This window comes from Sorangiineae bacterium MSr12523, assembly GCA_037157775.1.
Classification (GTDB): Bacteria; Myxococcota_A; Polyangia; order Polyangiales; family Polyangiaceae; genus Pendulispora; species Pendulispora brunnea.
Map to the genome: position 1 here is coordinate 5,961,209 of CP089982.1, position 25,437 is coordinate 5,986,645.

24 protein-coding genes are annotated in these 25,437 nt (G+C 64.5%); 13 read left to right on the forward strand and 11 right to left on the reverse strand.

The genetic code is table 11. The annotated features are described in order from the left end of the window. Window positions 1–7: 7 nt before the first annotated feature. Window positions 8–1,027, forward strand: coding sequence for an MlaD family protein (locus tag LZC95_22840; protein ID WXA99640.1), 1,020 nt, complete (start codon window positions 8–10; stop codon window positions 1,025–1,027). 317 nt (window positions 1,028–1,344) lie between these two features. After that, window positions 1,345–1,725: a type II toxin-antitoxin system VapC family toxin gene (locus LZC95_22845; GenBank protein ID WXA99641.1), complete on the forward strand. Its 381-nt coding sequence runs from the start codon at window positions 1,345–1,347 to the stop codon at window positions 1,723–1,725. Between the two features lie 12 nt (window positions 1,726–1,737). On the opposite strand, the gene LZC95_22850 is transcribed toward LZC95_22845, so the two are convergent. Both LZC95_22850 and LZC95_22855 read right to left on the reverse strand, forming a co-directional pair. After that, a complete protein-coding gene (locus tag LZC95_22850; protein ID WXA99642.1) occupies window positions 1,738–2,085 on the reverse strand; it encodes a hypothetical protein in 348 nt (115 codons plus the stop codon). A 17-nt stretch (window positions 2,086–2,102) separates the two neighbouring features. Continuing rightward, window positions 2,103–2,327 (reverse strand): acetyl-CoA carboxylase biotin carboxyl carrier protein subunit, encoded by a 225-nt coding sequence (locus LZC95_22855; GenBank protein ID WXA99643.1) that lies wholly within the window; start codon window positions 2,325–2,327, stop codon window positions 2,103–2,105. Window positions 2,328–2,465: 138 nt separating this feature from the next. On the opposite strand from LZC95_22855, the gene LZC95_22860 reads away from it, so the two are divergent. The 3 genes from LZC95_22860 to rlmB all read left to right on the forward strand — a co-directional run bounded on the left by LZC95_22860 (window position 2,466) and on the right by rlmB (window position 4,940). Then, window positions 2,466–3,224 (forward strand): hypothetical protein, encoded by a 759-nt coding sequence (locus LZC95_22860; protein ID WXA99644.1) that lies wholly within the window; start codon window positions 2,466–2,468, stop codon window positions 3,222–3,224. A gap of 136 nt (window positions 3,225–3,360) precedes the next feature. Then, complete coding sequence (gene pyrF / locus LZC95_22865) at window positions 3,361–4,113, forward strand: orotidine-5'-phosphate decarboxylase (protein ID WXA99645.1); 753 nt, start codon at window positions 3,361–3,363, stop codon at window positions 4,111–4,113. Then, window positions 4,110–4,940, forward strand: coding sequence for a 23S rRNA (guanosine(2251)-2'-O)-methyltransferase RlmB (gene rlmB, locus LZC95_22870; GenBank protein ID WXA99646.1), 831 nt, complete (start codon window positions 4,110–4,112; stop codon window positions 4,938–4,940). Before pyrF ends, rlmB begins: the two co-directional genes overlap by 4 nt. A gap of 13 nt (window positions 4,941–4,953) precedes the next feature. On the opposite strand, the gene LZC95_22875 is transcribed toward rlmB, so the two are convergent. Then, on the reverse strand, window positions 4,954–5,610 hold the full coding sequence (locus LZC95_22875) for a TetR/AcrR family transcriptional regulator (protein ID WXA99647.1): 657 nt from the start codon (window positions 5,608–5,610) through the stop codon (window positions 4,954–4,956). A 92-nt stretch (window positions 5,611–5,702) separates the two neighbouring features. Further along, complete coding sequence (locus LZC95_22880; protein WXA99648.1) at window positions 5,703–7,067, reverse strand: DUF4388 domain-containing protein; 1,365 nt, start codon at window positions 7,065–7,067, stop codon at window positions 5,703–5,705. Window positions 7,068–7,207: 140 nt separating this feature from the next. Here LZC95_22880 and LZC95_22885 point away from each other — a divergent pair, with 140 nt between their 5' ends. From LZC95_22885 to LZC95_22895, 3 genes are read left to right on the forward strand one after another with little or no spacing between them, the layout of a single operon-like run. Next, complete coding sequence (locus tag LZC95_22885; GenBank protein WXA99649.1) at window positions 7,208–8,113, forward strand: MoxR family ATPase; 906 nt, start codon at window positions 7,208–7,210, stop codon at window positions 8,111–8,113. 42 nt (window positions 8,114–8,155) lie between these two features. Then, window positions 8,156–8,401: a type II toxin-antitoxin system Phd/YefM family antitoxin gene (locus LZC95_22890; protein WXA99650.1), complete on the forward strand. Its 246-nt coding sequence runs from the start codon at window positions 8,156–8,158 to the stop codon at window positions 8,399–8,401. Window positions 8,402–8,433: 32 nt separating this feature from the next. Further along, complete coding sequence (locus tag LZC95_22895; protein WXA99651.1) at window positions 8,434–8,796, forward strand: type II toxin-antitoxin system VapC family toxin; 363 nt, start codon at window positions 8,434–8,436, stop codon at window positions 8,794–8,796. A 7-nt stretch (window positions 8,797–8,803) separates the two neighbouring features. Here LZC95_22895 and dnaE read toward each other — a convergent pair whose 3' ends face one another. Beyond that, window positions 8,804–12,445, reverse strand: a complete 3,642-nt coding sequence (dnaE, locus tag LZC95_22900; GenBank protein ID WXA99652.1) for a DNA polymerase III subunit alpha — start codon at window positions 12,443–12,445, stop codon at window positions 8,804–8,806. 81 nt (window positions 12,446–12,526) lie between these two features. Between dnaE and LZC95_22905 the strand changes: the two genes are divergently transcribed. Beyond that, window positions 12,527–13,621 carry a hypothetical protein gene (locus tag LZC95_22905; protein WXA99653.1) on the forward strand — a complete coding sequence of 365 codons (1,095 nt, stop codon included), beginning with the start codon at window positions 12,527–12,529 and terminating at the stop codon, window positions 13,619–13,621. A 149-nt stretch (window positions 13,622–13,770) separates the two neighbouring features. Here LZC95_22905 and LZC95_22910 read toward each other — a convergent pair whose 3' ends face one another. Together LZC95_22910 and LZC95_22915 are read right to left on the reverse strand one after the other, a co-directional pair. Beyond that, window positions 13,771–15,321, reverse strand: coding sequence for a GMC family oxidoreductase (locus LZC95_22910; protein WXA99654.1), 1,551 nt, complete (start codon window positions 15,319–15,321; stop codon window positions 13,771–13,773). Continuing rightward, entirely contained in the window at window positions 15,303–15,875 is a 573-nt protein-coding gene (locus LZC95_22915) for a gluconate 2-dehydrogenase subunit 3 family protein (GenBank protein WXA99655.1), read from the reverse strand. The genes LZC95_22910 and LZC95_22915 overlap by 19 nt, the downstream gene beginning before the upstream one ends. A gap of 46 nt (window positions 15,876–15,921) precedes the next feature. On the opposite strand from LZC95_22915, the gene coaE reads away from it, so the two are divergent. Beyond that, window positions 15,922–16,626, forward strand: a complete 705-nt coding sequence (gene coaE, locus LZC95_22920) for a dephospho-CoA kinase (GenBank protein ID WXA99656.1) — start codon at window positions 15,922–15,924, stop codon at window positions 16,624–16,626. Between the two features lie 95 nt (window positions 16,627–16,721). Further along, entirely contained in the window at window positions 16,722–18,182 is a 1,461-nt protein-coding gene (locus tag LZC95_22925; protein ID WXA99657.1) for a sigma 54-interacting transcriptional regulator, read from the forward strand. Window positions 18,183–18,195: 13 nt separating this feature from the next. Here the strand turns inward: LZC95_22925 and LZC95_22930 are convergent, their stop codons facing one another. The 4 genes from LZC95_22930 to argS form a co-directional block, all read right to left on the reverse strand. Continuing rightward, entirely contained in the window at window positions 18,196–18,750 is a 555-nt protein-coding gene (locus LZC95_22930; protein ID WXA99658.1) for a hypothetical protein, read from the reverse strand. An 82-nt stretch (window positions 18,751–18,832) separates the two neighbouring features. Beyond that, on the reverse strand, window positions 18,833–19,717 hold the full coding sequence (locus LZC95_22935) for a class II glutamine amidotransferase (GenBank protein WXA99659.1): 885 nt from the start codon (window positions 19,715–19,717) through the stop codon (window positions 18,833–18,835). A gap of 825 nt (window positions 19,718–20,542) precedes the next feature. Then, entirely contained in the window at window positions 20,543–21,385 is an 843-nt protein-coding gene (locus LZC95_22940; protein ID WXA99660.1) for an SPOR domain-containing protein, read from the reverse strand. Between the two features lies 1 nt (window position 21,386). Beyond that, entirely contained in the window at window positions 21,387–23,192 is a 1,806-nt protein-coding gene (gene argS, locus LZC95_22945; GenBank protein ID WXA99661.1) for an arginine--tRNA ligase, read from the reverse strand. Window positions 23,193–23,305: 113 nt separating this feature from the next. Here argS and LZC95_22950 point away from each other — a divergent pair, with 113 nt between their 5' ends. Continuing rightward, the gene (locus tag LZC95_22950) at window positions 23,306–24,655 is read left to right on the forward strand and encodes a hypothetical protein (protein WXA99662.1); all 1,350 of its coding nucleotides are present in this window, start codon (window positions 23,306–23,308) and stop codon (window positions 24,653–24,655) included. A gap of 106 nt (window positions 24,656–24,761) precedes the next feature. Beyond that, the gene (locus LZC95_22955) at window positions 24,762–25,436 is read left to right on the forward strand and encodes an Isoquinoline 1-oxidoreductase subunit (GenBank protein WXA99663.1); all 675 of its coding nucleotides are present in this window, start codon (window positions 24,762–24,764) and stop codon (window positions 25,434–25,436) included. Window position 25,437 lies beyond the last annotated feature (1 nt).

Below are 25,437 nucleotides of genomic sequence, written 5' to 3' on the forward strand. Positions count from 1 at the left end.
GGCCGCCATGCTGAAAGAGCGATCGATCGAAGTCAAAGTCGGCGTGTTGATCCTGGTCTCGCTGGGGATCTTGGCCGCGTTCATCCTGGTGATGGGCGGCCTCTCCTTCGAGCGGACGTACCCCCTTTACGTGGATTTCGACAACCCGGGCGGCCTGCAGGCCGGAGCAGCGGTGCGCATCGCCGGCGTCAAAGTCGGCTCGGTGGACGAGCTGCGCTTCATGGGCGGCACCATCGACAAGGAGACCGGCCGCCGGGTGCTCGTGCGGGCGAAGCTCAAGGTGCAGGTGAAGGTCAAAGACACCATTCACGAGGATGCCGACTTCTACGTGACCACGCAGGGCGTGCTCGGTGAGCAATTCCTGCAGATCGAACCGGGCACGCCCACCCGTCCCATTCTGCGCGAAGGCGCCGTCGTCAAAGGCATCGACCCGCCGCGACTCGACTTGTTCCTGGCCAAGGCCTACGAGCTGCTCGACACCGCGGTGACGGGCATCCGCAACAACCGCGAATTGCTCGGCGACATCGCGGTGAACACCTTGGGCGTGCTGAAAGGCCTCAACATGGCCATCTCCGACAACCGCGAACGCGTCAACCGCACCATGGAGAACCTCGAGAAGCTCTCGGCCGAAGCCAACGCTCTCACGCAAGACGCGCACAAGACCATCAACGATCCGAAGATCCGCCGCACCATCGACAACATCGACAAGCTCTCCGCGGATCTGCAGCGTGACTCCGGCCCCATGCTCAAAGACGCGCGCGAAGCGTTGGGGAACATCAACCGGGCCTCCGCCACCGTCGGCGCCCCCGAAGAGCAGGCAAAGCTGAAAAAGACCCTCAACGACGTCGCCGAACTGGCCTCCCGCGCCAACGCCGCCGCCGCCGACGCCCAAGCCATCGTCGCCCACGTGAAGAAAGGCCAAGGCACCGTCGGCGCCCTCATGATGGACGAAGAGGTCTACGACGACGTCCAAGAGATGGTGCGCGACCTAAAGCACAACCCCTGGAAATTCCTCTGGCGGGAGTAGGACCAACCGAAGAGGAAAACCGCCAAGGCGCCAAGAACGGGCGGCAGACTTGACTAAGTGGACTAAGCTTATGAAATAGTGGGATGAAGGTCGTTACCGTCCACGAGGCCAAGACGCATCTTTCGCGCCTTATCGAAGAGGTTCTCGAAGGCGAGGAGGTAGCGATTGCGCGCGGAACGAAAGGCCATCCCATCGTTCGCCTTTGTTCGAGAACCAGCCCCCAAACGAAAGCTTGGGATCTGGAAAGGCCAACTCGAAATCAAGGATGAGTTCTTCGATCCTCTTCCTGAAGACGAGCTCCGTGCCTGGGAAGGGCGATGAAGGTCTTACTCGACACCCATGCTCTGCTCTGGGCATTGGTCGACGATCAACGGAGGCTCAGCAAGGCCGCGCGCGATCTTCTTTCGGATCCGGAGCACCGGATTCTCGTGAGCGCCGCCTCGGCATGGGAAATCGGTACCAAACAGCGCATCGGAAAGCTGCCACCACTTCCAGGTGATCTCGCGAGCGCCATCGCAACCGCGGGCTTCGAGCCGCTCGCCATCACGATGGAACACGCGGAGCTCGCGGTAAGCTTGCCAGGAGAACACCGAGATCCGTTCGATCGAATGCTCGCCGCTCAAGCGCGTGTCGAAGGCGTAGGCATCGTCAGCGCGGACGAAGCGCTCGATGCCTTCGGGGTCGAACGACTCTGGTAATTCGCGCCAGCGTTACGTGTCGCTACCCGTGTCCGCACCGCTGTCCTGGGGCGGTTGCGTGTCGGGGACGTTGGTGTCGGGGACGTTGGTGTCCGGTCGATTGACATCGCGCACGGCGGCGTCTGCATCACGCGATGCATCGCCGGGATTTGCGTCGCGCGCGCCGGCGTCTTTTTGGGGCGACGGCTGGGTGCCGGAGAGATCGCTCTTGCAGACGCGGCGGCCATCATCGAGGGGAACGCAGGCGAGGCCGGGTTCACAGTCGGTGGCCTGCAAACAGTCAGAGCCTTCGCCGGAGAGTTTGCTCTCGCTGCACGAAGCCAAGGCCAGCAGAATGCACGGAGCGGCGGCGCCCAGCACGAGCGCGATTCGGACCCTTATTCCAGCGTGATGAGGACGGCTCCCTCGTCGACGGCCTGCGACTCGGAGACACGAATTTCCTTCACGGTGCCAGCTTCCGGAGCCTCGACCGGCATCTCCATTTTCATCGACTCCAGGATCACACACGTTTGGCCCTCTTCGACTTTGTCTCCTACTTTGACCTCGATCTTCCAGACTGTGCCGGTGATGTGCGCGGTGACTTCGATCGGCTTCGCTGACATGTTGGGTGGCCGGACACTAGCTTTTTTCGCAACGATCAACAACTCGGCCGTATCGTTCACCTGGCGGAGCCGCGGGGCGTTCGTGCGGTTGCGTAGGAGATCTTAAACCTGTAACTTTTGTTATAGGAAACGAGACCCATGGCGGAACAGAAAGAGAGTTCGGTCCTCTTCTCGCTCAAAGAACTCATGAGCCTCGAGGAAGATCGAATCAGGCAGGAAGAATCAGATCGCCGTCGTCAGGAAGAAGAGGCGGTCAATGCGCGCCTCGAGGCGGAGCGTCGTGCCCGTGAGGAAGAGGAGGCGCGGCTGCGTGCCATCGAGAACGAGCGCCTCGCCGACGAGCAAAGGCAACGCGAGGAAGCCGCCCGGCTCGAAGCCATTCACAAGGCCGAGATCGAGCGTGCCCGGCTCGAGGCAGAAAACGCCGCGCGTCTGCAGCAGCTTCGCAGCCAACAAGAGCACGCCGAGCGCGTGGCGGCCCTCTCGCAGGACCGCAGCAAGAAGAAGCTGCTCTACATCGCTGTCGGTTCCGGCGTCGTCCTGCTCCTCGTGCTGGTCTTCGGTGGCATGGCCATCAAGAGCTCCCTCGATCGGCAGAAGGTCCTCGAGGACACCATCTCCACGCTCAACAACGACGCCGAAAAGCTCCGGGCCGATATCTCACAAGCCACCACGCCCGAAGAGCGTGCCCGCTTGGAGCGTGAACTTGCCGAGAATCAAAAGGCCATGGCCGACCTGAAGGCCAACCCGGGCAATGCCCCGCAAGCCGCCCCGCGGCCCCGCGTCGCGCGGCCGTCGCAGGGCAGCGGCGCCTCCGGTTCCACCGGCGGTTCGGCCCCCGAGAAGCAGAAGCCCTGCGACTGCAAACCGGGCGACCCGCTTTGCTCGTGTCTTTAGTTTGTGGGGGGCTCCGCCGCCCCACCCCCCCGAGAGCTGGTTGGGGGGGCGCTTCGCGGGTCGTTGGACGTTAGGGGCGTGGCAGAGCGCGAAATCTTCGCGTGATCTCTCGAAGGAATGTGATAGGCGACCCGTCATGAGCACGGGTCGTCTCATTTTTGCAGCGGACTTCGCGGATGTCGACGAGGCTCGCCGCGCGAGCCTCGCACTCCAGCCTCACCTGGGGTTGGTCAAAATCGGGCTGGAGCTGTTCGTCGGCGCGGGGCCGCAGGCGCTCTCCTGGGCGCGTGAGGCCGGCCTGCCGGTGTTTCTCGATTTGAAACTGCACGACATTCCCGCCACCGTGGAACGGGCGGTCGATCGCGCCGTTGCCCTGGGGGCTCGCATGCTCACCGTGCATGCCGGTGGCGGCAAGGAGATGCTCGCCCGTGCCGTCCGGCGCGCCGAGGCAGCAGGCGACACGTGCACCATCGTGGCGGTCACCGTTCTCACCTCGCTCGACGACGCCGACCTCACGCAGCTCGGCATCGATGCCAAGCCCGACGCGCACGCGCGCAGGCTGGCGCGATTGGCCTTCGACCAGGGGGTGCGCGCCTTCGTGTGCTCGCCCGAGGAGGTGGCCACCTTGCGCGTGGAGCTCGGTCCGATGGCCACGCTCATCACGCCGGGTGTTCGTCCGGAGATCCCCGGCTTGCCGGGGGCGACTTTCAACGCAGGCTCTGCGAAGGGCAGCGACGACCAGAAGCGTGTCGCCACCGCCCGCGATGCCATTGCGCGCGGTGCGGATTACGTCGTGGTGGGCCGCCCCATCCGCGACGCGGCCGATCCCGTCGCGGCGGCGGCAAGCCTCGATCAGAGCGTTCGTGAAGCGCTCGCCGGTCGCGCATGAAGCCGCCCGTGAAGCCGCGCTTTCAAGACAAGGCTCGCTACCGCGAAAATCCGCAGCCCCCGGCGCCGTCGCTGCCGCCGGGCACGCGCCTCATCGTGGGCATTCAGCCGGTGCGCGAGGCCATCCGCGCCGAGGAACGCGGCCGCAAGCCGCCCATCAAGGTCCTCGTCGACGACAAGAGCTCCCCGCAGCTCGATGCGCTCGCGCGCTTTGCGCACGACCGCGGCATCCCCGTCGAGCGCATCTCGCGCTCCGAGCTCGATCGGCACACGCGCGGGGCGCACCATCAAGGCGTCGCCGCCCTCGCGCCCGAGCTCGAGATCCTCGGCCTGGCGGATCTCACCCTGGGCCCGAGCGCCCTCGTACTCGCCCTGGACGAGCTTCAGGATCCCCAGAACTTCGGCGCAGTTCTCCGCTCGGCGGTCGCGCTGGGGACCGACGCGGTGCTCTGGCCGGAGCACAGCTCGGCGCCTCTTAGCCCGGCCACGTTCCGTGCCTCCGCGGGGGCCGTGGAGCATGCGACGTTGTGCCGCGTGCAAAGCCTACCCTCGGCGCTGACCGAGCTCGCCGAACGCGGGCTCGATGTCGTCGGCCTCGATGCCCAAGGCGACGAATTGCTGCAAGATGCGCACTTGGACCTTCCGCTCGTCCTCGTTCTGGGCGCGGAAGGCAAAGGATTGCGCAAGTCCGTCAAGCAGGCGTGCCGCCGCTTGGTGCGTCTACCGATGCGGGCTGGCGCCGTCGACTCGCTCAACGCGTCGGTCGCCGTGGCCATCGCGCTCTATGAAGTCGCGCGACGCCACGGCATCCGTAACAACGACGCCTAGCCCTTGGAGCCGGTCAGTGGCCCAACGAGGGGGAGGCAGTCTCCCCTTCCGGCGTGGCCGGCGTTTCCGTGGCCTCGGTTGCGGGCGCTGCGGCAGCCGGTGCCGGCGCTGCCGCCTGCGGGGCTGCTGCGACTTGCACAACGTAGCCGGGGCGCAGCAACATCGCGTGGAGCTGGGTGCGCAATTGCTTCTTCCGCTCCTCGATGAAGTCGGGGGCAAAGCAATCGCTGCTCGCGAATTGCTCGACCACGCCGCCGATAGCGAACGTTGTCATATAGAGCGATAGCCCGCTCAGGATGACATGGCGCGGAGAGAGCTCCGCGGAAAAGCTTCCCTCGCGCTGGCCGTCTTCGACGAAGCGCTCGGCCGCCTTGAGAACGGGCAGCCACGTTTCGGCAAAGCGAACCCGCACGAAGGGGCCCCAGTCCATCAGCTCGCGCAGGATGAGGCGCGCGGCCGAAACCTGCACCCCCAGCGCGGAGACGAACGAGTCGGTCATTAAATCGAGTCGTTCGACGAACGACCCCTCTGTCTGGGCGGCTTCTATGACGAGACCGCCCAGGTTGTGCACCAACCGCTCGAAGACCGCGTTGTACAACGCGTCCTTGCTGGCGAAATGGTGGAAGAGCGAGGCCTTTCGAAGGCCGACGCTTTCGGCCAAGTCGGCCATACTGGCGCCTTCATAACCTCGTTCGGCGAAGAGGCGGGTGGCCGCTTCGAGGATCAGATCACGACGGCTTGTTGAATTGGGTGCACTCTGGGTCACGGCTGCAAGGCTGCCTGCGGGGGGTTTTCGTGGGCTCGTACCGGCTTGAGCAGCTCGGTAACCGCGTTAACCAGACCCGCTTCGACCTCCCGCGGTAGGAGCGAGCCTGCATGAAACAGTGCGAAACCAACATACTCGTGCAACAACTGCATAAGCCACGCATCGGGATCGTCGCCTGCTATCGCGACGAGATTGCGGGCTACGCGCTCGGGACGGAACGATCCGTCGGGCAGAGGACCTGCACCTTGAAAGAGCGCGTCATAAACCCCACCACCGGTGGCAAAGCGAGCAAGCCCGTCGCGGAACTCCTGCCCGCGTTTGGCCGCATCGACCTGCCGATGAACCTCGATGATCCCCGGATTGAATGCTTCGACGATCGCCTCCGGACCGCGCGGGCGCGGGGCAATCACTTGGACGAACCCACCGTTGACGAGTTGGAAAACGGCGCGCGTGACCTCGAACTCGAGCTGGCCGATGCGACGACCAATCTCCGAGATCGACAACTTCCCATCACACAGCGCGTACACCTCGGCGAGGTTCTCCGGAACTTTGGCGTCACGACCCTCACGGCCGTCACGTGAATGAGATGACACGTCCACCACGGAGCGTGCACCCGACACGGTATCACCGATGGGCGATCGGACGGAATTGACCGATGACATGAACGACGCGCGGACGGGCACGTAATCTTCGTTGGGGACTTTCTCCCGGAAAAAACGCATTTCGTCCATGCGCCGCGCACCCTCCATCAGCAGCCCCGCTGCGTGGAGGTTGTGCGGCCGGAGCATGCTTTTCTCGTCGTACCGGTCGTAGAAGTAAAACATCCCCTCGCCCACCCTTAGCGCTCCGTAAAAAATCTCCTCAGCTTGACGTGACATCATCCGGTAAAGCTCTTCCGCGGTGACGAAGTCAAGTTCGATGGCTGCTTCACCTAGCCGTTTTCCTGACGCATTGGATACCAAAATCACACGCTCGAGCTCTTCCCGAGTTACCACTCCGAAGCGATAAAGCACCTCTCCCAGGCGTTCGGCAGGCACAGTTGAAGCGGCCCCAACGAGTGTACCGACGTCGAACGATAGGGACCGAAGGCCTTCTTCTTCGAAGATTTGCAGTTCACCTCGCCAGTTAGACTGTGCGATAAGGGCCACCACATCACACAAAGCCCCTGGTGTGCGGATCTCACCTGCCAATTTGAGCACTGGGGCTGAATCGATCTCACTGCGCAGGACGATGAGGTTCCTAGGGCTGGGCATGGCCCGCCATTCACCGGCGCGCGAACGGAGCTGCTGGCTGGCCGTGCGGCCGACGGGATGGACGGTTCCCGTCTGGTCGACACGTAGCAGATCTTCACGATCCGACATTTTTCAGTGAGGATAACGAAGGACGCGAAAAGAGGGTTAACTTTGCGCCATCGTTTCGAGAAAAAGCGGACTGTTCTGTATAAATATCCGGAATTACGAATGATTCTGCGACGCAAAACCGCGGCGGACTGGACCTGAACATGGCCGTTTTCGGCACCCCGCAAGAGCTCGAACAAACACTGCAACGCTCCGGTTATTTGGCCGATGCACGGCTTGCGCTGACCGTGTGGCTTGCCCTGTCGCTCGACAAGCCGCTGATGCTCGAAGGTCCCGCTGGCGTGGGCAAAACGGATCTGGCGCGCGCGCTGAGTGAAGGCATGAAACGGCCGCTCGTGCGTCTGCAGTGTTACGAAGGCCTCGACGAGAGCAAGGCACTCTATGAGTGGGACTACGCGAAGCAGATGCTTTACACGCAGCTGCTTCGCGACGCAGTTTCCCGCCAAACGGAAGGTGCAACATCGTTGAGCGACGCCGTGGATCGCATCGCAGACCAAGGTGATGCGTTCTTCAGTCCGCGCTTCCTCGTCGCACGCCCGTTGTTGCGCGCACTGACCTCGGACGAACCGGTGGTGCTTCTCATCGATGAAGTCGACCGCGCCGATCCGGAGTTCGAGGCATTTCTGCTCGAGATCCTCGCCGAGCGTCAGGTGACGATTCCGGAGCTGGGCACGGTGCACGCCAAGCACGAGCCGTTGGTGCTGCTGACGACCAATGCGACGCGTGACATGACCGACGCGCTTCGCCGCCGCTGCCTTCACGCCTTCGTCGACTACCCTCCCCCGTCACGCGAGCTGGCCATTCTGGAGTTGCGCGTTCCCGGCATCTCGAAAGCGTTGGCCACCGAGCTCGCGCGCGTTGCCCACGAGGTTCGCAAGCTCGATCTCCGCAAGGCCCCGAGCATCGCCGAGACCATCGATTGGGCGCGCGCACTCGTCTTGCTTGGCGCAAGCGCGCTCGATCCCGAGCTCGCCCGATCCACCTTGGGCGCGCTGGTGAAGCACGAAGAAGACCGCGCCAAGGTCGAGGCGAAGCTGGAAAAGCTTTGAAGCTCGTTTGACCATTGGTCGTCGAATGGTCATATTACCTATATGGCTGCCAACATCCTCTCTGCCTCGCAGTTCAAGAGCCAGTGCCTCGAGCTCCTCGACACGGTCGAGCGCACTGGGGAAGACATCGTCATAACCAAGCACGGGCGACCCATCGCCCGGCTCGCTCCTCTGGAGACGAGGAAGAAGAGCCTGTTCGGATCATTCAAGGGAAAGAGCACGGGCGACATCATCGGGCCGATCCTGCCCGAAGAGGATTGGACGTTCGACGAGGACAACATCAAGTGATCCTCGTCGATACGCACGCGCTTCTCTGGTTCTTGTGGGGCGATGCCAAGCTGGGTAGCAACGCAAAGCGGATCATCGATCGAAACGTTGGGCGTAGCGCGTTAATCAGTGCCATCTCGTTTTGTGAGATCAGGTTTCTCTTGAGGGGCGGACGCATCGATCTCAATGGTCGGACAGCCAAAGAATTTCGCGACCATGCGCTCGCCGGCGGCTTCATCGAAAAGCCCATGGACGGCGCCATCGCCATCGATGCCGTTGATCTTGCACTTCCTCATCGCGATCCAGCGGACCGTATCATCGTGGCGACCGCCCGCGCCTTTGGCGCCGTCCTTCTCACGGCCGACGAGAAACTTCTCGCATCCGACGCGGTCGAGACCGAGGACGCGCGGACATGATCGGAGGCTAAATCTCGGCGACTTGTTCGCCGAAGACGCGCTCGAGGCCGGATAGCAGCGGATCGCTGACATCGACGCGGAAGTCGCGCAAGGAGAGGATCGCTTCGGCGCCGTTGGTGAGGCGGACGACGACCACGACGGGGCAGGCGCCTTGGCTCTCGCTGAAGAGGCGCTTCATCTCGTCGAGATCCGAGGGGCGGGTGCGCTCCTCGCGCAGGCGGATGGTCATGCGCTCGGTGTGGCTGGCGACGACCTTCGATAGAGGCTCGACCTCGTTGAGGAAGATGGTCGGCTCGCGGTTGGCGTCGTCCTCCTCCTCGCCCGCGTCTTCGTCGCGGCGTGGGAAGCTGACCTTGCCGGTGACGACCACCGGCTCGCCGCCGGTGAGCAGATGCGCGTACGTCTCGATCTCGCGGCCGCGCACCTTGACATTGACCCGGCCCGAAGAGTCCTCGAGCTCGAAAAAGGCCAATTTTCCAGGGCTTGCGCCGGGTTTGCCCCCGCCTTTGTTGTCGCGCAGGATCTTCTCGCGGTAGCCCTCGACCATGCCGCAGAGGCGGACCTTGGCCCAGTCGTCCATGCCCGAGCACTCCGCGCAATGATTGAGCTCGTGGCGCGCATACGCAGCGCTGTCGCGAAGGTAGCGCTCGACGGGGTGGCCCGAGACGTAGAAGCCCAGGGACTGCCGCTCGCGGACCAGCATTTCCTTCTGGTCCCAGGGCATGCTCTCCACGTAGTCGCCGGCGCTTTGCGAGGCGAAGCCTTTCCCGTTGCTACCGTTGGCACCGTTCGAGGGCGCGGCGTCGAAGAGACCGAAGAGGTTCGTCTGTCCCCGCTCGCGGTCGCGGCTGGCGGCGCGCGAGCGCTCCAGCGCGATGTCGATGGAGGCGAACGCGCGCGCGCGTGAAATGCCGAGGCCTTTCAACGTGCTGTCGAACGCTCCGCACTGCACCAAGGCCTCGAGCACGCTGCGGTTGATCTTCTTCGCATCGACGCGCGAGCCGAAGTCGAACAAATCCGCGAAGGGCCCGCCGGCCGCACGCGCTTCGAACAGCGTCTCGAGCGCAGCACCGCCGACACCGCGCACGGCGCCCAAGCCGAAGCGAATCTGCGGGCCCAGCGGATCGCGCACTTTGTCGCCCCTGCCGAGCTTCTTGTTCCCGTCGGGGTGCGTGTAGACGACCTTGAAGTCCGTGTCGCTTTCGTTGACGTCGGGCGGGAGCACGGTCACGTCCAGCGCGCGAGCATCGGCGATGGTGCGCACCACCTTCTCGATGCGCTCCTTGTCGCTGGTCATGATCGCGCAGAGAAGCTCGGCCGGGTAATGCGCTTTGAGGTACGCCGTCTGGTACGTGATGAGCGCGTAGGCCGCGCTGTGCGACTTGTTGAAGCCGTATCCGGCGAAGTACTCGAGCAGACCGAAGATGCGCTCCGCGTCCTCCTGCGTGACGCCCTTCTTCAAGGCTCCTTCGACGAAGATGCCCTTCTGCTTGGCCATCTCCTCGGGCTTCTTTTTGCCCATGGCGCGGCGGAGCAGGTCGGCGCCACCCAGGCTGTAGCCCGCGAGCGCTTGCGCGATCTGCATGACCTGCTCCTGGTAGACGATGACGCCGTACGTGGGTACGAGCAGCTCGTCCACCAAATCGTGCATCTTGGCGATGGGGGCGCGCCCGTGCTTGCGGTTGACGAAGTCCTGAACCATGCCGGTTCCGAGAGGACCCGGTCGGTAGAGGGCCACGGCGGCGACGATGTCTTCGAACGAGTCCGCCTTCAGGTCCTTGAAGAGCTGCTGCATGCCGCTCGACTCGAGCTGGAACACGCCCTTGGTCTCGCCGGAGCCCATGAGGGCGTACGTCGGTTTGTCGTCGAGCGGGATGGTCGATATGTCGAACTTGCGACCTTCGCGTTTGATGTCGGGGCGCCCGTTGATGAGCCGCGTGGCAATGTCGATGACCGTCAGGGTCTTCAGACCGAGGAAGTCGAATTTGACGAGACCGGCCTGCTCGACGTCATCCTTGTAATACTGGGTGACGTACGCCCCCGTCTTCTCGTCGCGGAAGACCGGCACGTGGTCCCAGAGCGGGCCTTCGCTGATGACGATGCCGGCGGCGTGTTTTCCGGCGTGCCGTGTGAGGCCCTCGAGCTTGCGCGATTGGTCGACCAGCTCTTTGGTGACCGGCTCCGTATCGTATTTGGCTTTGAGCTTCGGCTCGACCTCGAGGCTCTCCGCGATGGTGTACGTCTCGGCGGGCGACTTGCGCGGAATCAAGTTGGCGTAGGCCTGCGCTTCGATGGGGGTGATGCCCATCGAGCGGGCCACGTCCTTGATGACGCTCTTGGCTTTGAGCTCGGCGAAGGTGGCAATCTGCCCGACGCTGGTTTCGCCGTAGCGCTTCTGCACGTACGCGATGACCTGATCGCGCCGATCCATGCAGAAGTCGACGTCGAAGTCGGGCATGCTCACGCGTTCCGGGTTGAGGAAGCGCTCGAACAGCAGGTTGTACGGGATGGGGTCGAGGTCGGTGATGCGCATCGCATACGCGACGATCGAACCGGCGCCCGAACCGCGGCCCGGACCGACGGGGATCCCGTTGTCTTTGGCGTAGCGGATGAAGTCCCAGACGATGAGGAAGTACCCCGGGAACTTCATCTTGCTGATGACGTCGAGCTCGAGCCGCAGACGCGCGCGGTAGGCGTCGTGGTCGATCTTCTTGCCCATCGCCTCGAGCTCTTTGAAGCGCGTCTCGAGTCCTTCGGCCGCGACGTGGCGGAAGTAGCCTTCCGTGTCGAAGCCCTCGGGCACCTTGAAGTTCGGGAGCATGGGCTCGCCGAGCTTCAGTTTGACGGCCGCGCGCTCGGCGATTTGCAGTGTGTTCTTCACTGCATCGGGCCAGGCGGAGAACTTCGAGGCCATCTCCGCCGGCGTCTTCAGGTACATCTCGCTCGAGCCGTGGTGGCGCTCTTTGGCCTCCGCGTACGAGCGACCCGACTTGATGCACGAGAGGTACAGATGCGCCTCGGCATCGTCGCGTGAGGCGTAGTGCACGTCGTTCGTGGCCACGAGCGGCAATTCGAGCTTCCGCGCGTTCTCAATCATGATTTCATTGAGAACGGGCTGCTCGATCAAACCGTGATCTTGCAGCTCGACGAACAAGCTTCCCGGCTCGAAGATGTCGCGCAGCTTGGAGAGCGAATCGAGGCCGGCGGACGGGCCCTCTTCGAGCACGCGCTGCGGGACGAGGCCGCCCATGCAGCCGGTGAGGCAGATGAGCCCTTTCGCGTGGTCGGCGACGTCCGACATGCGCACGCACGTGGAGCCTGCTGGCCCAGCCGGGTCGGGATCGATCTGGCCTCGGGAGACCAACCAGACGAGGTTCTTGTAGCCCTCGAGCGACGAGGCGATGAGCGGAAGATGGCGGCTGTGCCGGCCGTCGGCCACTTCGATTTCGCAACCCAGGATGGCTTGAACGCCTGCGTCCTTGGCGGCCTTGTAGAACGAAATCGCACCGAACATGTTGCCGTGGTCGGTGATGGCCACGGCCTTCATCCCAGCGCCCGCCACGCGCTTGACGAGATCCTTCACCTTCACCGCGCCATCCAGCATCGAATACTGGGTGTGCACGTGAAGATGAACGAACTCGTCGGACATTCAGGTCTCCTGGGAGAGCCGACGCGTAGCACGACCCGAGGTAAGAGTCAGCCAAAGCACCTCAGCAAGGAAGAAATCCCCATGAAAAACGCACGGGCAGTAGGACTTCTCGGGCTGACGGCGGGCGCGTCCGTCGCCCTCTTCTCGCTCATCACGCTCACGCTGCAAGGTTGCTCGAGTGACAGCGGCAACGGAGGAGGAGGAGGTGGAACCGTGAACGGCGGCGACGCGGGCGGCGGCGGTGTGGAGCTTCAGCATCCGCCGGCAGCTCCGAGCGGACCTGCGACCAGCTCGACGGAGGAACGCAACTTCGCCGTTGACAAGATTTTCATCGGAACGACCGATCGAAATGGCGTCGCGAGCGAGAACGCGTGGAAGAACTTCGGCTACGATCTGGACAACAAGGCGACAACGAAGGCCTCGACCGACGTGTGCACGCCGGTGAGCAAGTCCGCCCAGGAAGACGGCGCCCGAGGCATCGACAACTCCTTCGGGGCCAACATTCTGCGCCTTCTTCCATACCTGACGCAGACGCCGCAAGAGGACATCAACGCGGCGATCACGAAGGGCTCGTTCACCATGCTGCTCGATGTGAAGGGGCTGAGCAGCGAGGCGAATCAGACCGCCACCGGAGCGAGCGGGTTCCTTCTCGGCGGGTCGAAGTTCGAGGGCACTCCAAGCTTCGGCCCCTCGGACAATTGGCCGGTGCTCTTCGAATCGGTGACCGATCCGGCGGATGCGCGTAGCGCGAAAATCCGCTTCCCCGACGCCTACGTCTCCGGCGGCGTGTGGGTGAACAACGCCGCGGGCGACGTGCCTTTGTCGCTGGATCTGCAGGCGGGCACGGTGAACCTGACGATCCGAAAAACGATCATCACCTTCGAGCACAACGGCGCCGGCGGAGCCGTGAATGGAACCATCGCGGGCGTGCTCAGCACGGATGAATTCATCGATGCCCTGAAGCCGCTCGCGGCAGGACTGAACCAATGCCCGGTGGTGGCGCAAGCCTCGGGCTTGATCCGCCAAGCTTCGGACATCATGGCCGACGGGACGAACGCCCCCGGCAAGCCGTGCAACGGCATCTCCATCGGCCTCGGCTTCACCGCCAAGCAGATTGCGCCCCCGCAAAAAGTCGCCCCCAAGCTTCCCCCCGGCGACGGCAAAACCTGCCCCTAACGCACTCGCTCGATGGGACTCAGAGAAGATTCACAGGGAGGCGGGGAGGCGGGGAGATTTTTTTGGTTCGAGTCCACCACGCTCCCAATTGGACGACTGTTGCCACAACAACAAAAACTCCCCGCCTCCCCGCCTCCCTGTGAATTTCTTCAAGCCGTTCTCGCGCGCTCAATGACGTAACGCGCGAGGTGGAAGGCCAAGGTGTAGATGCCGATTTGGGGTGGGCCGCCGATGCTCGTGGGGAACAAGGAGCCGTCGGCGACGAAGAGGCCGCGCACGTGGTGGTGTTCGCCGGTGGGGCCGACGACGCTTCGCTTGGGATCGGTGCCCATGCGCATCGTGCCCATGGGGTGGACGGCGGTGAGGGGCAGCTCGTGCGGGCGAACGAAGCCCGTGTCGAGGCGATCGAGCTCGCCGGGATCGCGCATGCGGTGCGGGAAGACGGCGGGAATGACGACTTCCTTGGCGCCCGCGGCAAAGAGGATGCGCGCGCAAGCCACGAGGCCCTTGGCCAGCTGCGCGCGGTCGGCGTCATTCATGACGTAACGGATCTTGGGGCGGTCCCCTGCCCCGAGCACCACGCGGCCCTCGGTTTCGTCGTGCACGAGCGCGGTGAGCACGGCGAGCTTGCGGTAGTCGCGCATGGCCCGCATGTGCGCTGCACCGAAGCCGGGCAGCGCCGCCGCCGCGCCAATGGGATGCGCAAAGGCCGGCACGATCCACACGCGGCGATCGCTCCCGCGTTCGAAGTCGAGAAACTCGGTGCACTCGTACGACTGCGGGATACCGTCGTAGCTCGCCAGGGTGCGATCGAAGATGCCCGCGACGGCGGCCCCGGGGTGCACGTGAAGGCCGCGCCCGATTTGATCGTGCGGATCGGGCACGCCGCTCGCCAGCGCCAAGGCCGCGGAGCCGGTGGCACTGCCCGCGAGCACCACGACCTTGGCCCGAATGCGCGCATTGGCGATGTGCTCACCGTTTTCGCCGAGCACCATGCCTTCGAGGCCGGTGACGCGCCCGCCATCGATGTGAATGCGCGTGGCGCGGACATCGGCGTAGATGCGTGCGCCGGCCGCCGCGGCCTGCGGAAGTACGATTTTGAGCGCGTTCTGCTTGGCGTCGTAGCTGCAACCGAGCTCACAGAAGCCGCTCTTTTGGCAGCCGACCCGATTGTGCTTCAACGGGCCGCCGCGCCATCCGAGTCGCTCGGCACCGAGACGCAACACCTCGTTGTTGGCATTGCGATCCGCCGCCGGGATCTCGGACACGGATAGATCCGCCTCGATGCGCTCGAAGCTCGGCGCGAGCACTTCGGGGCGCACGTCGTGCAGTCCGAAGTCGTCGGCCCACGCGGAGAGAATGGCGTCGGGAATGCGCTTGCACAAATTCGTATTGTGAATCGTGCTTCCGCCTATCCCGCGGCCCTGCAAAATACGAATGGCCAGGTCCTCGGTGGTGCGCCCGCCCTGCTCCTGAAAGAGAAGCGCGAGCATCTGTTCCTCGCGCTGATTGAAGTCGGCCGTGGTGTGGTAACCGCCCTCCTCGAGCGCGACGGAGTCGATGCCGGCGCGCGCGAGCTCGCGCAGGGCCATCGAGCCGCCGGCGCCGGTGCCGACGACGACGGCCTCGGTGTCCAGCACGAGATCCGCATGCAGCTGGCGTCCTCGAACCGCGAGCTCCGTCACGGCCGATTCACCCACGGCCCCGGATAGCCGAGGATCTTCCACGTGCGCGGATCGCGGTAGTAGCCCATGAAGACCAGGGATTTGAGCCCTTCGAAGCCCGCGCGCAAGAGCAGCGTCGACGACTGCTCGAGCGACGTCAGCACGCGATCCTGATCGGCCGCCGGCAAGCGCGAAAAGCGTGTGCCGTACCCCTGCGCAAGCGGCGCCACGTGCTCGAGCACCGCGAGAAAGCGCAAGAGATCCGTCCGCATGTCGCTCGGCAGCTTGGCCACGTAGCCATCGACGAAGCCCGCCACGTCGGTGTCGTCGGCCGAGGGAATGCTGGCATCTTCGGGTGCATCCGCGGCAGCAATGCGCCGCGCCGCGTGCTCCACCACGATGACGTGCCACGGCGACAATGCCTTCAAACGCCGTGCGCGTTCCGCATCGAGAACGTAGCCGCGCGTGCGAACGTACGCGACGAGCGAGCCCGTGCTCACGAGGAGACCGCCGACGATGCCAAGCCGCAGGAAACGCCGGCGCGAAACCGTTTGTCGGGCCTGATCTCCCTCATGGGCCTCATGTGCCATTGATTTCTCAGTCGGCGACTGGCTCACGACCCATGCGAGGCTACATGTGCACTGGATAAAGTCACTGCTCTTGCGCTTCTCCGCACACCCTGCGATACCCCATTACGTGATTCTGTTCGGTCTGACTGGCGGGCTCGCGTCGGGCAAGAGCGCAGTGGCCGCACGGCTTCGAGCGTGCGGATTGCCTGTGCTCGATGCCGACCAACTCGCACGCGATGTGGTGGCCAAAGGCACGGAGGGACTGCGTGCGGTGGTGGCTGCATTCGGCGAAGACGTGCTCACGCCGGATGGTGCACTCGACCGGCCAAAAATGGCCAAGCTCGTCTTCGCGGACGCGGAGAAACGCAAGCTGCTCAATGGCATTTTGCATCCACGCATCGGTGCGCTCACGCAAGAGCGCGCACGCGCGCTGGCTGAGCAAGGCGAGCCTCTCGCATGCTACGAGGCCGCCTTGCTGGTCGAGAACCGTCTCGCCGACGCTTTCCGCCCTCTCGTTGTGGTGGCGGCATCGCCCTCGCTGCAGCTCGCTCGCGCCATGGCGCGAGATGGTGAAGCCGAAGAGCAGGTGAAGGGGCGGCTCGCAGCACAAATGCCGCTCGAAGCCAAGATGGCCGTGGCCGATTACGTCATCCAAAACGATGGCCCCCTCGAGGAGCTCGAACGCGAAACCGACCGAGTGCTTTCGAGCATCTGCGCCCGCGTTGGGGTCGACGCCGCTCGGTACGGTCTCTCGGGGCGGCTCGAAGACTGATATGACTTCGAAGGAGCCCGTAAAAAGGTGGTCGAGGTGATAGGCTTCGTTTGGGTCAAACAAGAATGAGTGGCGGCGGTCCTGTGAACAAACACATGACTGGCGTTTCCTCTTCGTACCATGGAGAGGGAGCGGCGGAGCGAACGCCAGGAGAGAACTCCGGCTCGACCCACCCGGGTCTGGTGCTGCTCTACGCACCGAACTACGAGCAGTTCCACCCCGCGTACGTCTTCACGGTGCCCGAGCTCATCATCGGGCGCGACGCCACGAATCCGATTTGCGTGCCGGAGCAGGCGGTGAGCCGCCAGCACGCGCGCATCTCCTACGTCGACGGACGCTGGATGCTCTCGGATCTGGGAAGCCGCAATGGCACCATGGTGGCAGGGCGCTTCGTCGGCGAGCACGCGCTGGAGAACCTCGACGAGATTCGCATTGGCGATGCCATTTTCAAATTCGTCGCGGCCGGCGCCGAGCAATACGTGCGCTACCGAATCGATGGCGCCATCTTTGGTGAAAAGCGCGCACGGCAATTGAACGAGCTCGTGGGCGGCTGTCAGATGGACGCCATTGCCGCCGATGTCGAGCGCATCGCGCCAACGGAGCTCTCGTGCCTGGTGCTGGGCGAGACGGGCACCGGCAAAGAGGTGGTGGCGCGCGGCATCCATCGCATCTCGGGCCGGCGCGGTTCGTTTCAAGCGATCAACTGCGCGGCCATCCCGCACAACCTGCTGGAGAGCGAGCTTTTCGGCTACCGGCGCGGCGCATTCTCGGGTGCAGACCGCGACAAGCCCGGGCTCATCAAGCTGGCCGATGGCGGCACGCTCTTCCTCGACGAGATCGGCGACATGCCGCTGGAAGCGCAGGCAAAGCTGCTGCGCGTGTTGCAGATGCGCGAGGTCTTTCCGCTCGGCGGCACGACCGCCGACAAGGTCGACATCCGCGTGGTGTGCGCCACCCACCGGGACTTGTACGCGCAGGTTCGCGATGGCCGCTTCCGTGGGGACCTCTTCGCGCGTCTGAACGAGCACGTGGTGCGCCTTCCTCCATTGCGGGAGCGCAAAGAGGACGTGATGCTGCTCGCGCGCAGCTTCGCCGCCCGCTACGGCGCCCCGCGCATGTCGTTCACCTTCAGCGTGCTCGTGGCGTTGATGCATTACAATTGGCCCTTCAACGTGCGCGAGCTCGAGAGCTGCATCAAGCGCGGCGTGGCTCTGTCGGGCCCCGCGGGCGGCAGCGTTCTCGATGCGCCGCAGCTCCCCGACGCCATCGCCGAATTCATGAAGGGCTACGGCGTGCGCCCGCCGCCCGCGGACGCGTTTGGCGGCCCCTCATCCTTTGGCCCGTCATCGTTCGGCCCGGGGCCTTCGTTGCCGGGGCAACCAATTAGCCAAGCGCAACCCAGCCGCCGCGGCGCGCCCAGCGAAGAAGAATTGCGCGAACTGCTCACCCGTCACCGCGGAAACATCGCCGCCGTCGGGCGGGAGCTGGGCAAGGAGCGGATGCAGGTGCATCGCTGGTTGAAGAAGTATGGAATCGACTTGGAGAAGTATCGCTAGCGGAAGCTAGCGACTAGGGCGCGTCTTCCTCGCCGAGGCCGGCGATTCTGTACCGCTCGCCCTCGCGGCGCAGCACCATCGTGATCACATCGCCGAAGTATCGCTCGCCCGCGACACGCGCGGCGGCGACGGGGATGCGCAGGAGCACGTCCCCTTCCCGCATTTCGGCAGGTCGCGCCGGCACGTTGGCGCTGGATGCGTTCTGCGCGGTGTAGCGCTCGATGGCGTCGAGATCGATCACCTCGGTGCCGACCAACTTGGAGTAGTCGAGGTTCCGGAAGCGGGCGCGCCAACCATCGACGATGGCCGAGCGCGACTTGGTGCCCTTGGCATCGAGCAGCACGGCATCGAACGTGAGCAGGCCGATGAGCGCATCCGCGTCCTCGCGTTGGAATGCGGACACGAACGCGCGCACGACATCGAACATCGCATCGTCGCCCAAGGGCTCGCGCAACGCGACCACGCCACGGGCACCCGCGCGGTCCGTCGCCAGCGGGATGGCGGCCGGAGGGTCGAGCACGACCCCATCGGGGCGCCGTGGCTCGCTGGGAGTCTCCGGTGCCGTCACCGCGGTAACCGGCGCCGACCGGCACGCCGCCAAGGCGGCATACGCGACAACACACGCGACGAGGCGTGCCAGGCCCGTCGCTTTACAGCACTTCGATCTTTGGATCGTCCCCACGCGTAAGCGTCACGATGGCACGATCGGGGATCTTCTTCCAGCGTGCCAGGCTCGCCTTCGACGAAGCGGGCGCCGGTGCGTTGGAAGCGTCTTCCAAATCGCTCGCAAGCAGAACGAAATGCATATGGGCCAGCTCGGGGGCCCGGCGACGGAGTTGCAGATCGTCACCGATGAGCGCGTCCGCATCGGCCTTGCCGGAGAACTGCCGGTAGGCCATCGCATCATTGCGGTGAAGCGCCACGATGACGTCGCCGTTGGTGACCAGGATGTTGAGCGCGCCCGGCTCGGCGCCTATCTCGGCCGTCATGCCATCGACGACCGATAGGGTCGAACGCAGCGCGTCGCGCACGACGCCCTCTTCGATGCTCATGTCCTCCAAGCGACCTGCGTCATGAAGGAACGACAGGAACACGTGGAAGACGATCTCCGCATCGGTCTCTCCACGGATGCCCCCGCGAAGGAACTCGGGCACGCTGGCCGCGAGCCGCTCTTTGATGCCATCGAAGCGCGACACGGTGCCGGTCTGGGCAAACAGCCACTGCCGATACCGAAACGGGTGCGTGTTCTCGGTGCGGAGCGACCCCACGGTCGCCTGCCGCACGTGGCCGATGAGGATGTCGGCCCGAACGTCGTGTGCGTTCTTGGCGACATCAATCTCCGGGCGGTCGTCGATGGGGCGGCGGCGAATCAGCACCTCTCCGCCTTGGTAAAAGCCCATGCCCCAGCCCAGAGGCCCGCCCTTCGCACCAGGACCGGGCCCGCGCGCGTGCACGCGCAACGCGTCTGCCTCGGAGGCGAGAACACGTGCGGCGAGATCCGCGCGATTGCCGATGAGTCCGAACAGCCTTGCCATGGGGGTCTCTCTTTCTCCTGCCAGTAAGTGAACCGGTTCCCCCTACGTAGACCTTACGTAGTGCCCCCACGCCCGCGCCACTTCTTCATGACGAAAAACTGGCACCAAGATGTGACAAAGGTGGGACATAGGGCGACGTCCATCATCCTAAGGAACGACTACCCAGACCTGACGGATCCGAGTGGTGGACGAAGATAAATGTTGGTGCGTCGCGCGAGGTTACCTCTCAAGCTCGAACGCCTGTCCAAGTTTGTGTGTGACAACGCAAAGTCTGCAAAGGCGCAAGTTTGACCTCGCTGGGTGTCGCGAGAGTCGATGCCACCTAGAGGAGTGCACTCTCCGTACCAAGCTGCTGGTCACGATTAAGCATGTCGCGCTTTCAAGTTTGGTCAAGTTTGCTCAAGAGTTGCTCTCATGATTCGGCGCTTCCTTTCCCGTTGGACGAATCGGCGAGCGTGTGCTTGCAACGTCACGAGAGCTTTCAGCCGCGTGTGAAAGATCAGTGCCCTCCGCGGCATCAACGTTGCGAGACGGCATGCGCGATATGCGCGATGGGTGTGACAGCGTGTCGATTGTGCGGCGCTCGGCCCGTCGTTCGAGCTCTCTCGTCAGTGCGCGCACACACCATGGGGAGATTGCGGCCAGCACAAGCCCGACCGCCCATAACGGGATGGCCGAGAAGGCAGAGAAGACGGAGAAGGACGACATCGTTTCTAGGCTGTCATTCTTGCGCAGGCCCATCGGCCGTGACGCGCAGAAGTTGCGTCAGTGCACCCGGCAATGGCTGGCAACCGGTCAGGCGTACGCGACCTTAGAAGGAAGAGATTACTCGTCGCTCGCTTCCTTGGGTTGCAACAGGAACGGCACGACGTGCTCTTTCGCCTCGAAACGGCCGCGGTAGGCGGCGGCGGCCTGCTGACTGGAGAATGGTCCAACGCGCACCCGGTACCAGGTACCGCGACCCGGAACATGCGCTTCACGGACATACGCCTTGTGACCCCGTGCACGCAGTTGGTCTGCAAACTTCGTTGCCTCTTGCGCAGAGCGGAAAGAGCTGATCTGCAGTTGATAACCGCCCTCGTGCCCCACCGGTGCCGATGGTGCGGCCGCCTGACCGATCTGCCCCGATTCGCTTGCGGCTCGCGTCAATGCGTCACGCGGGCGCGTCACCACCGGAGATGGCTCGAGCACCGCCTGCGCCGGCAGCGGCACACCCGATGATGCTCCCGACGAAGACGACGCACTCGGCGCGGCCGATGCCGCGGCCGATGCGGCCGATGCGGCCGATGCGACAGGAGCCGGCGCGACCGGCGGCGCTGCGCCCGCGTCGGCGAGCGCGTTCATCGCGGCAAGCTTGGCGCTGTTTCCTCGCACCGCCGCGAGCGCCGTCGTGGGTCGATCTTTGTCGCTGAGGATCCCTGGGAACGTCACCTCGTGCGACGCGAGATCCGTCGGACGAAAGGCCGCGCCGGCCGGTGCACGCTGCGCCACGAGATCGCTCAGAGGATCCACGTACGCCGGTGCGCTCGACCTCCGGCCCGAAAGCGCAGAGATCGCGAACACGACGCAGGCGCCACCGATGGCGATGAACGCCAAGGTCACGCCGAGAGGTGTCTTCTCCACCTCCGCCTGCTCGGCCGGCGTCTCGGGGTTCGGGCCTTGGTCCATGTCACTCAATTTCGTCTTTGCCGCCGTCGGGGCCTTCTTCCTCCGCCGGGCGATCCATGCGCTCGGGCGCGCTCACGCCGAGAAGCTCGAGCGCGGCACGGTAGGCGATGCGCATCGCCTCCACCCACGCAAGGCGCGCCGCGGTCTTCTTGTGGTCCCACTGCGCCTCCCACCCCTCGGCTGCGCGCTGCGAAGCCTGCGGCAGAATGGGATCCGTCTTGAGGCGGGTGAAGTAGCTCTGGAAGTCGCGCGCGAGATCTTGCACGAAAAAGACGACCCGGTGCGGCTCACGCAACACAGCGGCCGTGCGCACCAGATCGGGAAACTCCGCCAAGCGCGAGGCAATGGCCAATTCGTCCGGGTGGACCAGCGATGCCCACTCTTCCGGTGAAAGCTGCGTGCGCAATGGAATGCCCATGCTTTCGGCTTTGCGCAGAATCGAGCACAGGCGCGCGTGCCCGTATTGAACGTAGAACACCGGATTGTCGAGGCTCTTCTTCTTCGCCAAGTCGATATCGAAGTCGACATTGGAATTCGCATTGCGCGATAGGAAGAAAAAGCGAATCGCATCGCTGCCGGCGCCCTTGCGGCCTGCCGCCTCGTCGATTTCGTCGGCCACTTCCTCGATGGTGACGAAATTCCCCGCCCGCTTGGACGAGCGAACCATTTCACCATTCCGGTAAATGAATACCAATTGATAGAAGAGGCATTCGAGCCGATCGGCGCCGAAACCGAGCGCCTCGATGGCGTTGCGCATCCGCGGCTTGTAACCGTGGTGGTCGGCCCCCAATACGATGATCATATGGTCGTAGCCGCGACCGATTTTGTCTTTGGCGTAACCAATGTCGCTGGCGAAATAAGAATAATCGCCATTGGACTTTTGCACGACGCGGTCTTTGTCTTCCTGATCGCCTTTGGCGACGAAGAAGAGTGCGCCGTCTTTGCGCACGAGGTGACCGTCGCGCTCGAGTTGAGCCAGCGCCATGGGCACGGCCCCCCAACGATGGAGCGATTCCTCACTGAACCACACGTCGAAGTAAACGCCGAGGCTGGCCAGCGAGGTCGAAATGCCGGGAAGAACTTTGGAGCCTGGGATGCCGCGCAGCATCCAGGTGACGCAGGTGCGGCCGAGGGCTTCCGTGTCGCCCGAGATGGCGGCGGGGTCGACCTGAGCGAGGTGGTGCGCCAGCTCTTTGACGTACTCGCCTTGGTAGCCGTCCTCGGGCACGTCGCGTCCGGCGTGGATGGCTTTCACGCTTTCCGCGAAGAGGCGGATCTGATTGCCGCGGTCGTTGATGTAGTACTCGCGCGTGACCCGCCATCCCGTGGCCTCGAGCAGGCGGCCGACGGCGTCGCCATAGATGGCGTTGCGGCCGGATGCCACGTTGATGGGACCGGTGGGGTTCGCGCTCACGAACTCGAGGTTCACGCGCTGCGGGCCGGCGGGCACGCGGCCGAAAGCGGTGCCGGCACGGAGGAGCGCATCGAGCTCCGCATGAAAGGCGCGCGGATGCAGGCGCAAGTTGATGAAGCCCGGGCCCGCGATCTCCGCGGACGCCATGATGGGGTCGGCCCCGAGGGCGCGGACGATGGCCTCGGCCAGCGCACGCGGCGCGAGCTTGACCCGCTTGTTGAGGACGAGGGCGATGTTGGTCGCGAAATCACCGTGCTCGGGGCGCTTCGGCCGCTCGACGGTCCACGAGGCCTCGCCGCCGAGCACATCGGCGCCTGCGGGGAAGGCGCCTTCCTGCGCAAGCCGGCTCAGCGCATGCTGCAACGATTCGCGGACTCGATCGATCAAGCTCATTTCTCGACTCTTTCGGTAGCGCTGTCGCGCAAATTGGGCAATTTTTCTGCCATTCCACTGAAATTCACCATGAATCGGGAACAATCCGCCGGCGTTTGCGGTAGGGAGTCGCTGTGCTTATTCCTCTTGTCGGGCCGCGTAAATTCGTCGTCGCGGCGGTTCTCTTGGTGGCCGGCAGCTCGTGCAGCTCTACGCCGGAGGCAACGCTGGCGCTCTCGGTGGGCGGCGAGGCCGATGCCTTCACCCGGGCGCCGGCCCCTACGACGTTGGTGGTCGACTCCATCGACGTGAACTCGGGCGCGGTGTCGAACCTGGCGCGCGCCGCCCTTCCCGCGTCCAACATCGACTTGGGGGACCATAGTTCGTCGAATCTGGTGCGCATTCGCGCGAACGGCGTCGATGCGAACGGGCTCGTGCTCGTCACGGGAACGTCGGTGAAGCTCCAATTGGGCGCGCTGGAGAATGCCTCGCTCCCCATTTTCGTCCAGCGCACGTCGGAGTTCGGGCGCATGCCCGCGCCCCTGAGCATCGCGCGGGAGGCGCCGGTGCTCGCGAACGTGACGGACCGGTTCGTGTTCGTCGCGGGTGGAAGTGCGCCGGCGAACGACAAGGCGAGCCAGATCTACGATTTGGCAACGCTCGCCGCATCGAATGGTCCAGCGGCCATGCCGCGCACACCGCGAAGCCTGGCCGTCTACGACACGGCGGTGCTCCTGATTGACGATGCAGGGGCCTCGTCGTTGTCGCTCTCGAATGCCGCCCTGGCGCCGGTGAACGTGAATCCACCCGACGGGGGAACCTTCGCGGAGGTCGCCGGCGGCATCACCGTGCGGGCTCCCGATGCGACGCTCTACGTGGTCGGCGCCACGCGCGGGTATGGACTGGCCACGAAGCGCATTCTCAAGGTCAACAAGGACGGCGTCGCGTCGTTTGCCTCGCTTACGACGGAGCGCCGCGGGGCTGCGGCGGTATGGGTCGAAGGTCGCGGCCTCGTGATCGCGGGCGGAAGCGATACGGGTGCAGGCATCGAAGTGTTGCCCCCCGGCGGCACGACGACGACGCCCCTGGCTTACCCGCCCGATGCCACCATCGGAGCCGGCGCCGCCGCGCTCGATCCGACCCACGTGCTGCTCGGCGGCGGGGTCGACGCCGCCGGACAACCTGCCGCCACGCGGTGGATCGACCTCGCGTGCGCGACGTCGGCGTGCACGGCCGAAGTATGGGACGCGGCCAAGCTGCCCGTAGGCTTGCTGACAACACAGGGATTCGATCTGACTACGGACTCAGCGTTGTTCGTCGGAGACGATGCGACCGGATTGAGCCACGCATTTCGCGTCTCTCGGCCAGGGGCCCGCGAAATCGCGTTCAAAATACCGCGCCGCGGCGCGCGGGGAATACGCGTGAACCCGCCCGCCATCACCTTCGTGGGCGGCGACCCGACGGTGGAATCCTTTACGCCGTAGACGGCCCATTTCGTCCGCGGCAAATCTTGGAGTTGCCTCTAATGGTGCGACTTTTTTCGCAAGAAAGTGCCTATACGGGCCCAGGGTTCATGCTCATATCCCAGGGATGATCCCGACCGTCCGAGGTGCGTGCTGCACCCTGGGTTTGCTTCTATTTGCCTGCGGGGGAACGCCTGCCCCCGAGCCGTCGACCACGAGAGGGGGCGCCCCGCCGCTGCCGCCCGTCGCCGCCAACGATCTTCGCGCACCGGAGGCCTTCGCCGGCATTTCGGACACGACGGAACGATCGCGCGCATTGTTTACCGAGGCGAGCCGCGTGATGCTTCATCCGCGCTGCGTGAATTGCCATCCCGCGGGGGACTCGCCGCACCAGCGTGACGACATGGCTTTGCACGATCCCCCGGTCGTCCGCGGCCCCGAGGACAAGGGTGTGGTCGGCATGCAGTGCACGTCCTGCCATCAGGAGAGAAACCCCGTGCTGGCACGCGTGCCTGGCGCTCCGCAGTGGCATCTGGCCCCGAAGACGATGGCGTGGGAAGGGCGCTCGGCCGCCGCCATTTGTGCACAGGTGAAGGATCCCGCGCGCAACGGCGGCAAGAGCCTGCAGCAGATCGTGGAACACTCCGGGCACGATCCATTGGTCGGCTGGGGCTGGTCGCCAGGTGCGGATCGCGCACCGGCACCGGGTTCGCAAGCGAAGTTTGGAGCTTTGGTCGCCGCATGGGTCGCGACCGGGGCAGCATGCCCGTCCGACAAGTCCGAGAAGGAGGCCAAGCGATGAC

Excerpts from the sequence above, each read along its gene's own strand:
- LZC95_22840 (WXA99640.1), top strand. The coding sequence starts at position 8 with ATGCTGAAAGAGCGATCGATCGAAGTCAAAGTCGGCGTGTTGATCCTG.
- LZC95_22845 (WXA99641.1), top strand. The coding sequence starts at position 1,345 with ATGAAGGTCTTACTCGACACCCATGCTCTGCTCTGGGCATTGGTCGAC.
- LZC95_22855 (WXA99643.1), bottom strand. The coding sequence starts at position 2,327 with ATGTCAGCGAAGCCGATCGAAGTCACCGCGCACATCACCGGCACAGTC.
- LZC95_22860 (WXA99644.1), top strand. The coding sequence starts at position 2,466 with ATGGCGGAACAGAAAGAGAGTTCGGTCCTCTTCTCGCTCAAAGAACTC.
- pyrF (WXA99645.1), top strand. The coding sequence starts at position 3,361 with ATGAGCACGGGTCGTCTCATTTTTGCAGCGGACTTCGCGGATGTCGAC.
- rlmB (WXA99646.1), top strand. The coding sequence starts at position 4,110 with ATGAAGCCGCCCGTGAAGCCGCGCTTTCAAGACAAGGCTCGCTACCGC.
- LZC95_22875 (WXA99647.1), bottom strand. The coding sequence starts at position 5,610 with ATGGCCGACTTGGCCGAAAGCGTCGGCCTTCGAAAGGCCTCGCTCTTC.
- LZC95_22880 (WXA99648.1), bottom strand. The coding sequence starts at position 7,067 with ATGTCGGATCGTGAAGATCTGCTACGTGTCGACCAGACGGGAACCGTC.
- LZC95_22885 (WXA99649.1), top strand. The coding sequence starts at position 7,208 with ATGGCCGTTTTCGGCACCCCGCAAGAGCTCGAACAAACACTGCAACGC.
- LZC95_22890 (WXA99650.1), top strand. The coding sequence starts at position 8,156 with ATGGCTGCCAACATCCTCTCTGCCTCGCAGTTCAAGAGCCAGTGCCTC.
- dnaE (WXA99652.1), bottom strand. The coding sequence starts at position 12,445 with ATGTCCGACGAGTTCGTTCATCTTCACGTGCACACCCAGTATTCGATG.
- LZC95_22905 (WXA99653.1), top strand. The coding sequence starts at position 12,527 with ATGAAAAACGCACGGGCAGTAGGACTTCTCGGGCTGACGGCGGGCGCG.
- LZC95_22915 (WXA99655.1), bottom strand. The coding sequence starts at position 15,875 with ATGGCACATGAGGCCCATGAGGGAGATCAGGCCCGACAAACGGTTTCG.
- LZC95_22925 (WXA99657.1), top strand. The coding sequence starts at position 16,722 with ATGACTGGCGTTTCCTCTTCGTACCATGGAGAGGGAGCGGCGGAGCGA.
- LZC95_22935 (WXA99659.1), bottom strand. The coding sequence starts at position 19,717 with ATGGCAAGGCTGTTCGGACTCATCGGCAATCGCGCGGATCTCGCCGCA.
- LZC95_22940 (WXA99660.1), bottom strand. The coding sequence starts at position 21,385 with ATGGACCAAGGCCCGAACCCCGAGACGCCGGCCGAGCAGGCGGAGGTG.
- argS (WXA99661.1), bottom strand. The coding sequence starts at position 23,192 with ATGAGCTTGATCGATCGAGTCCGCGAATCGTTGCAGCATGCGCTGAGC.
- LZC95_22955 (WXA99663.1), top strand. The coding sequence starts at position 24,762 with ATGATCCCGACCGTCCGAGGTGCGTGCTGCACCCTGGGTTTGCTTCTA.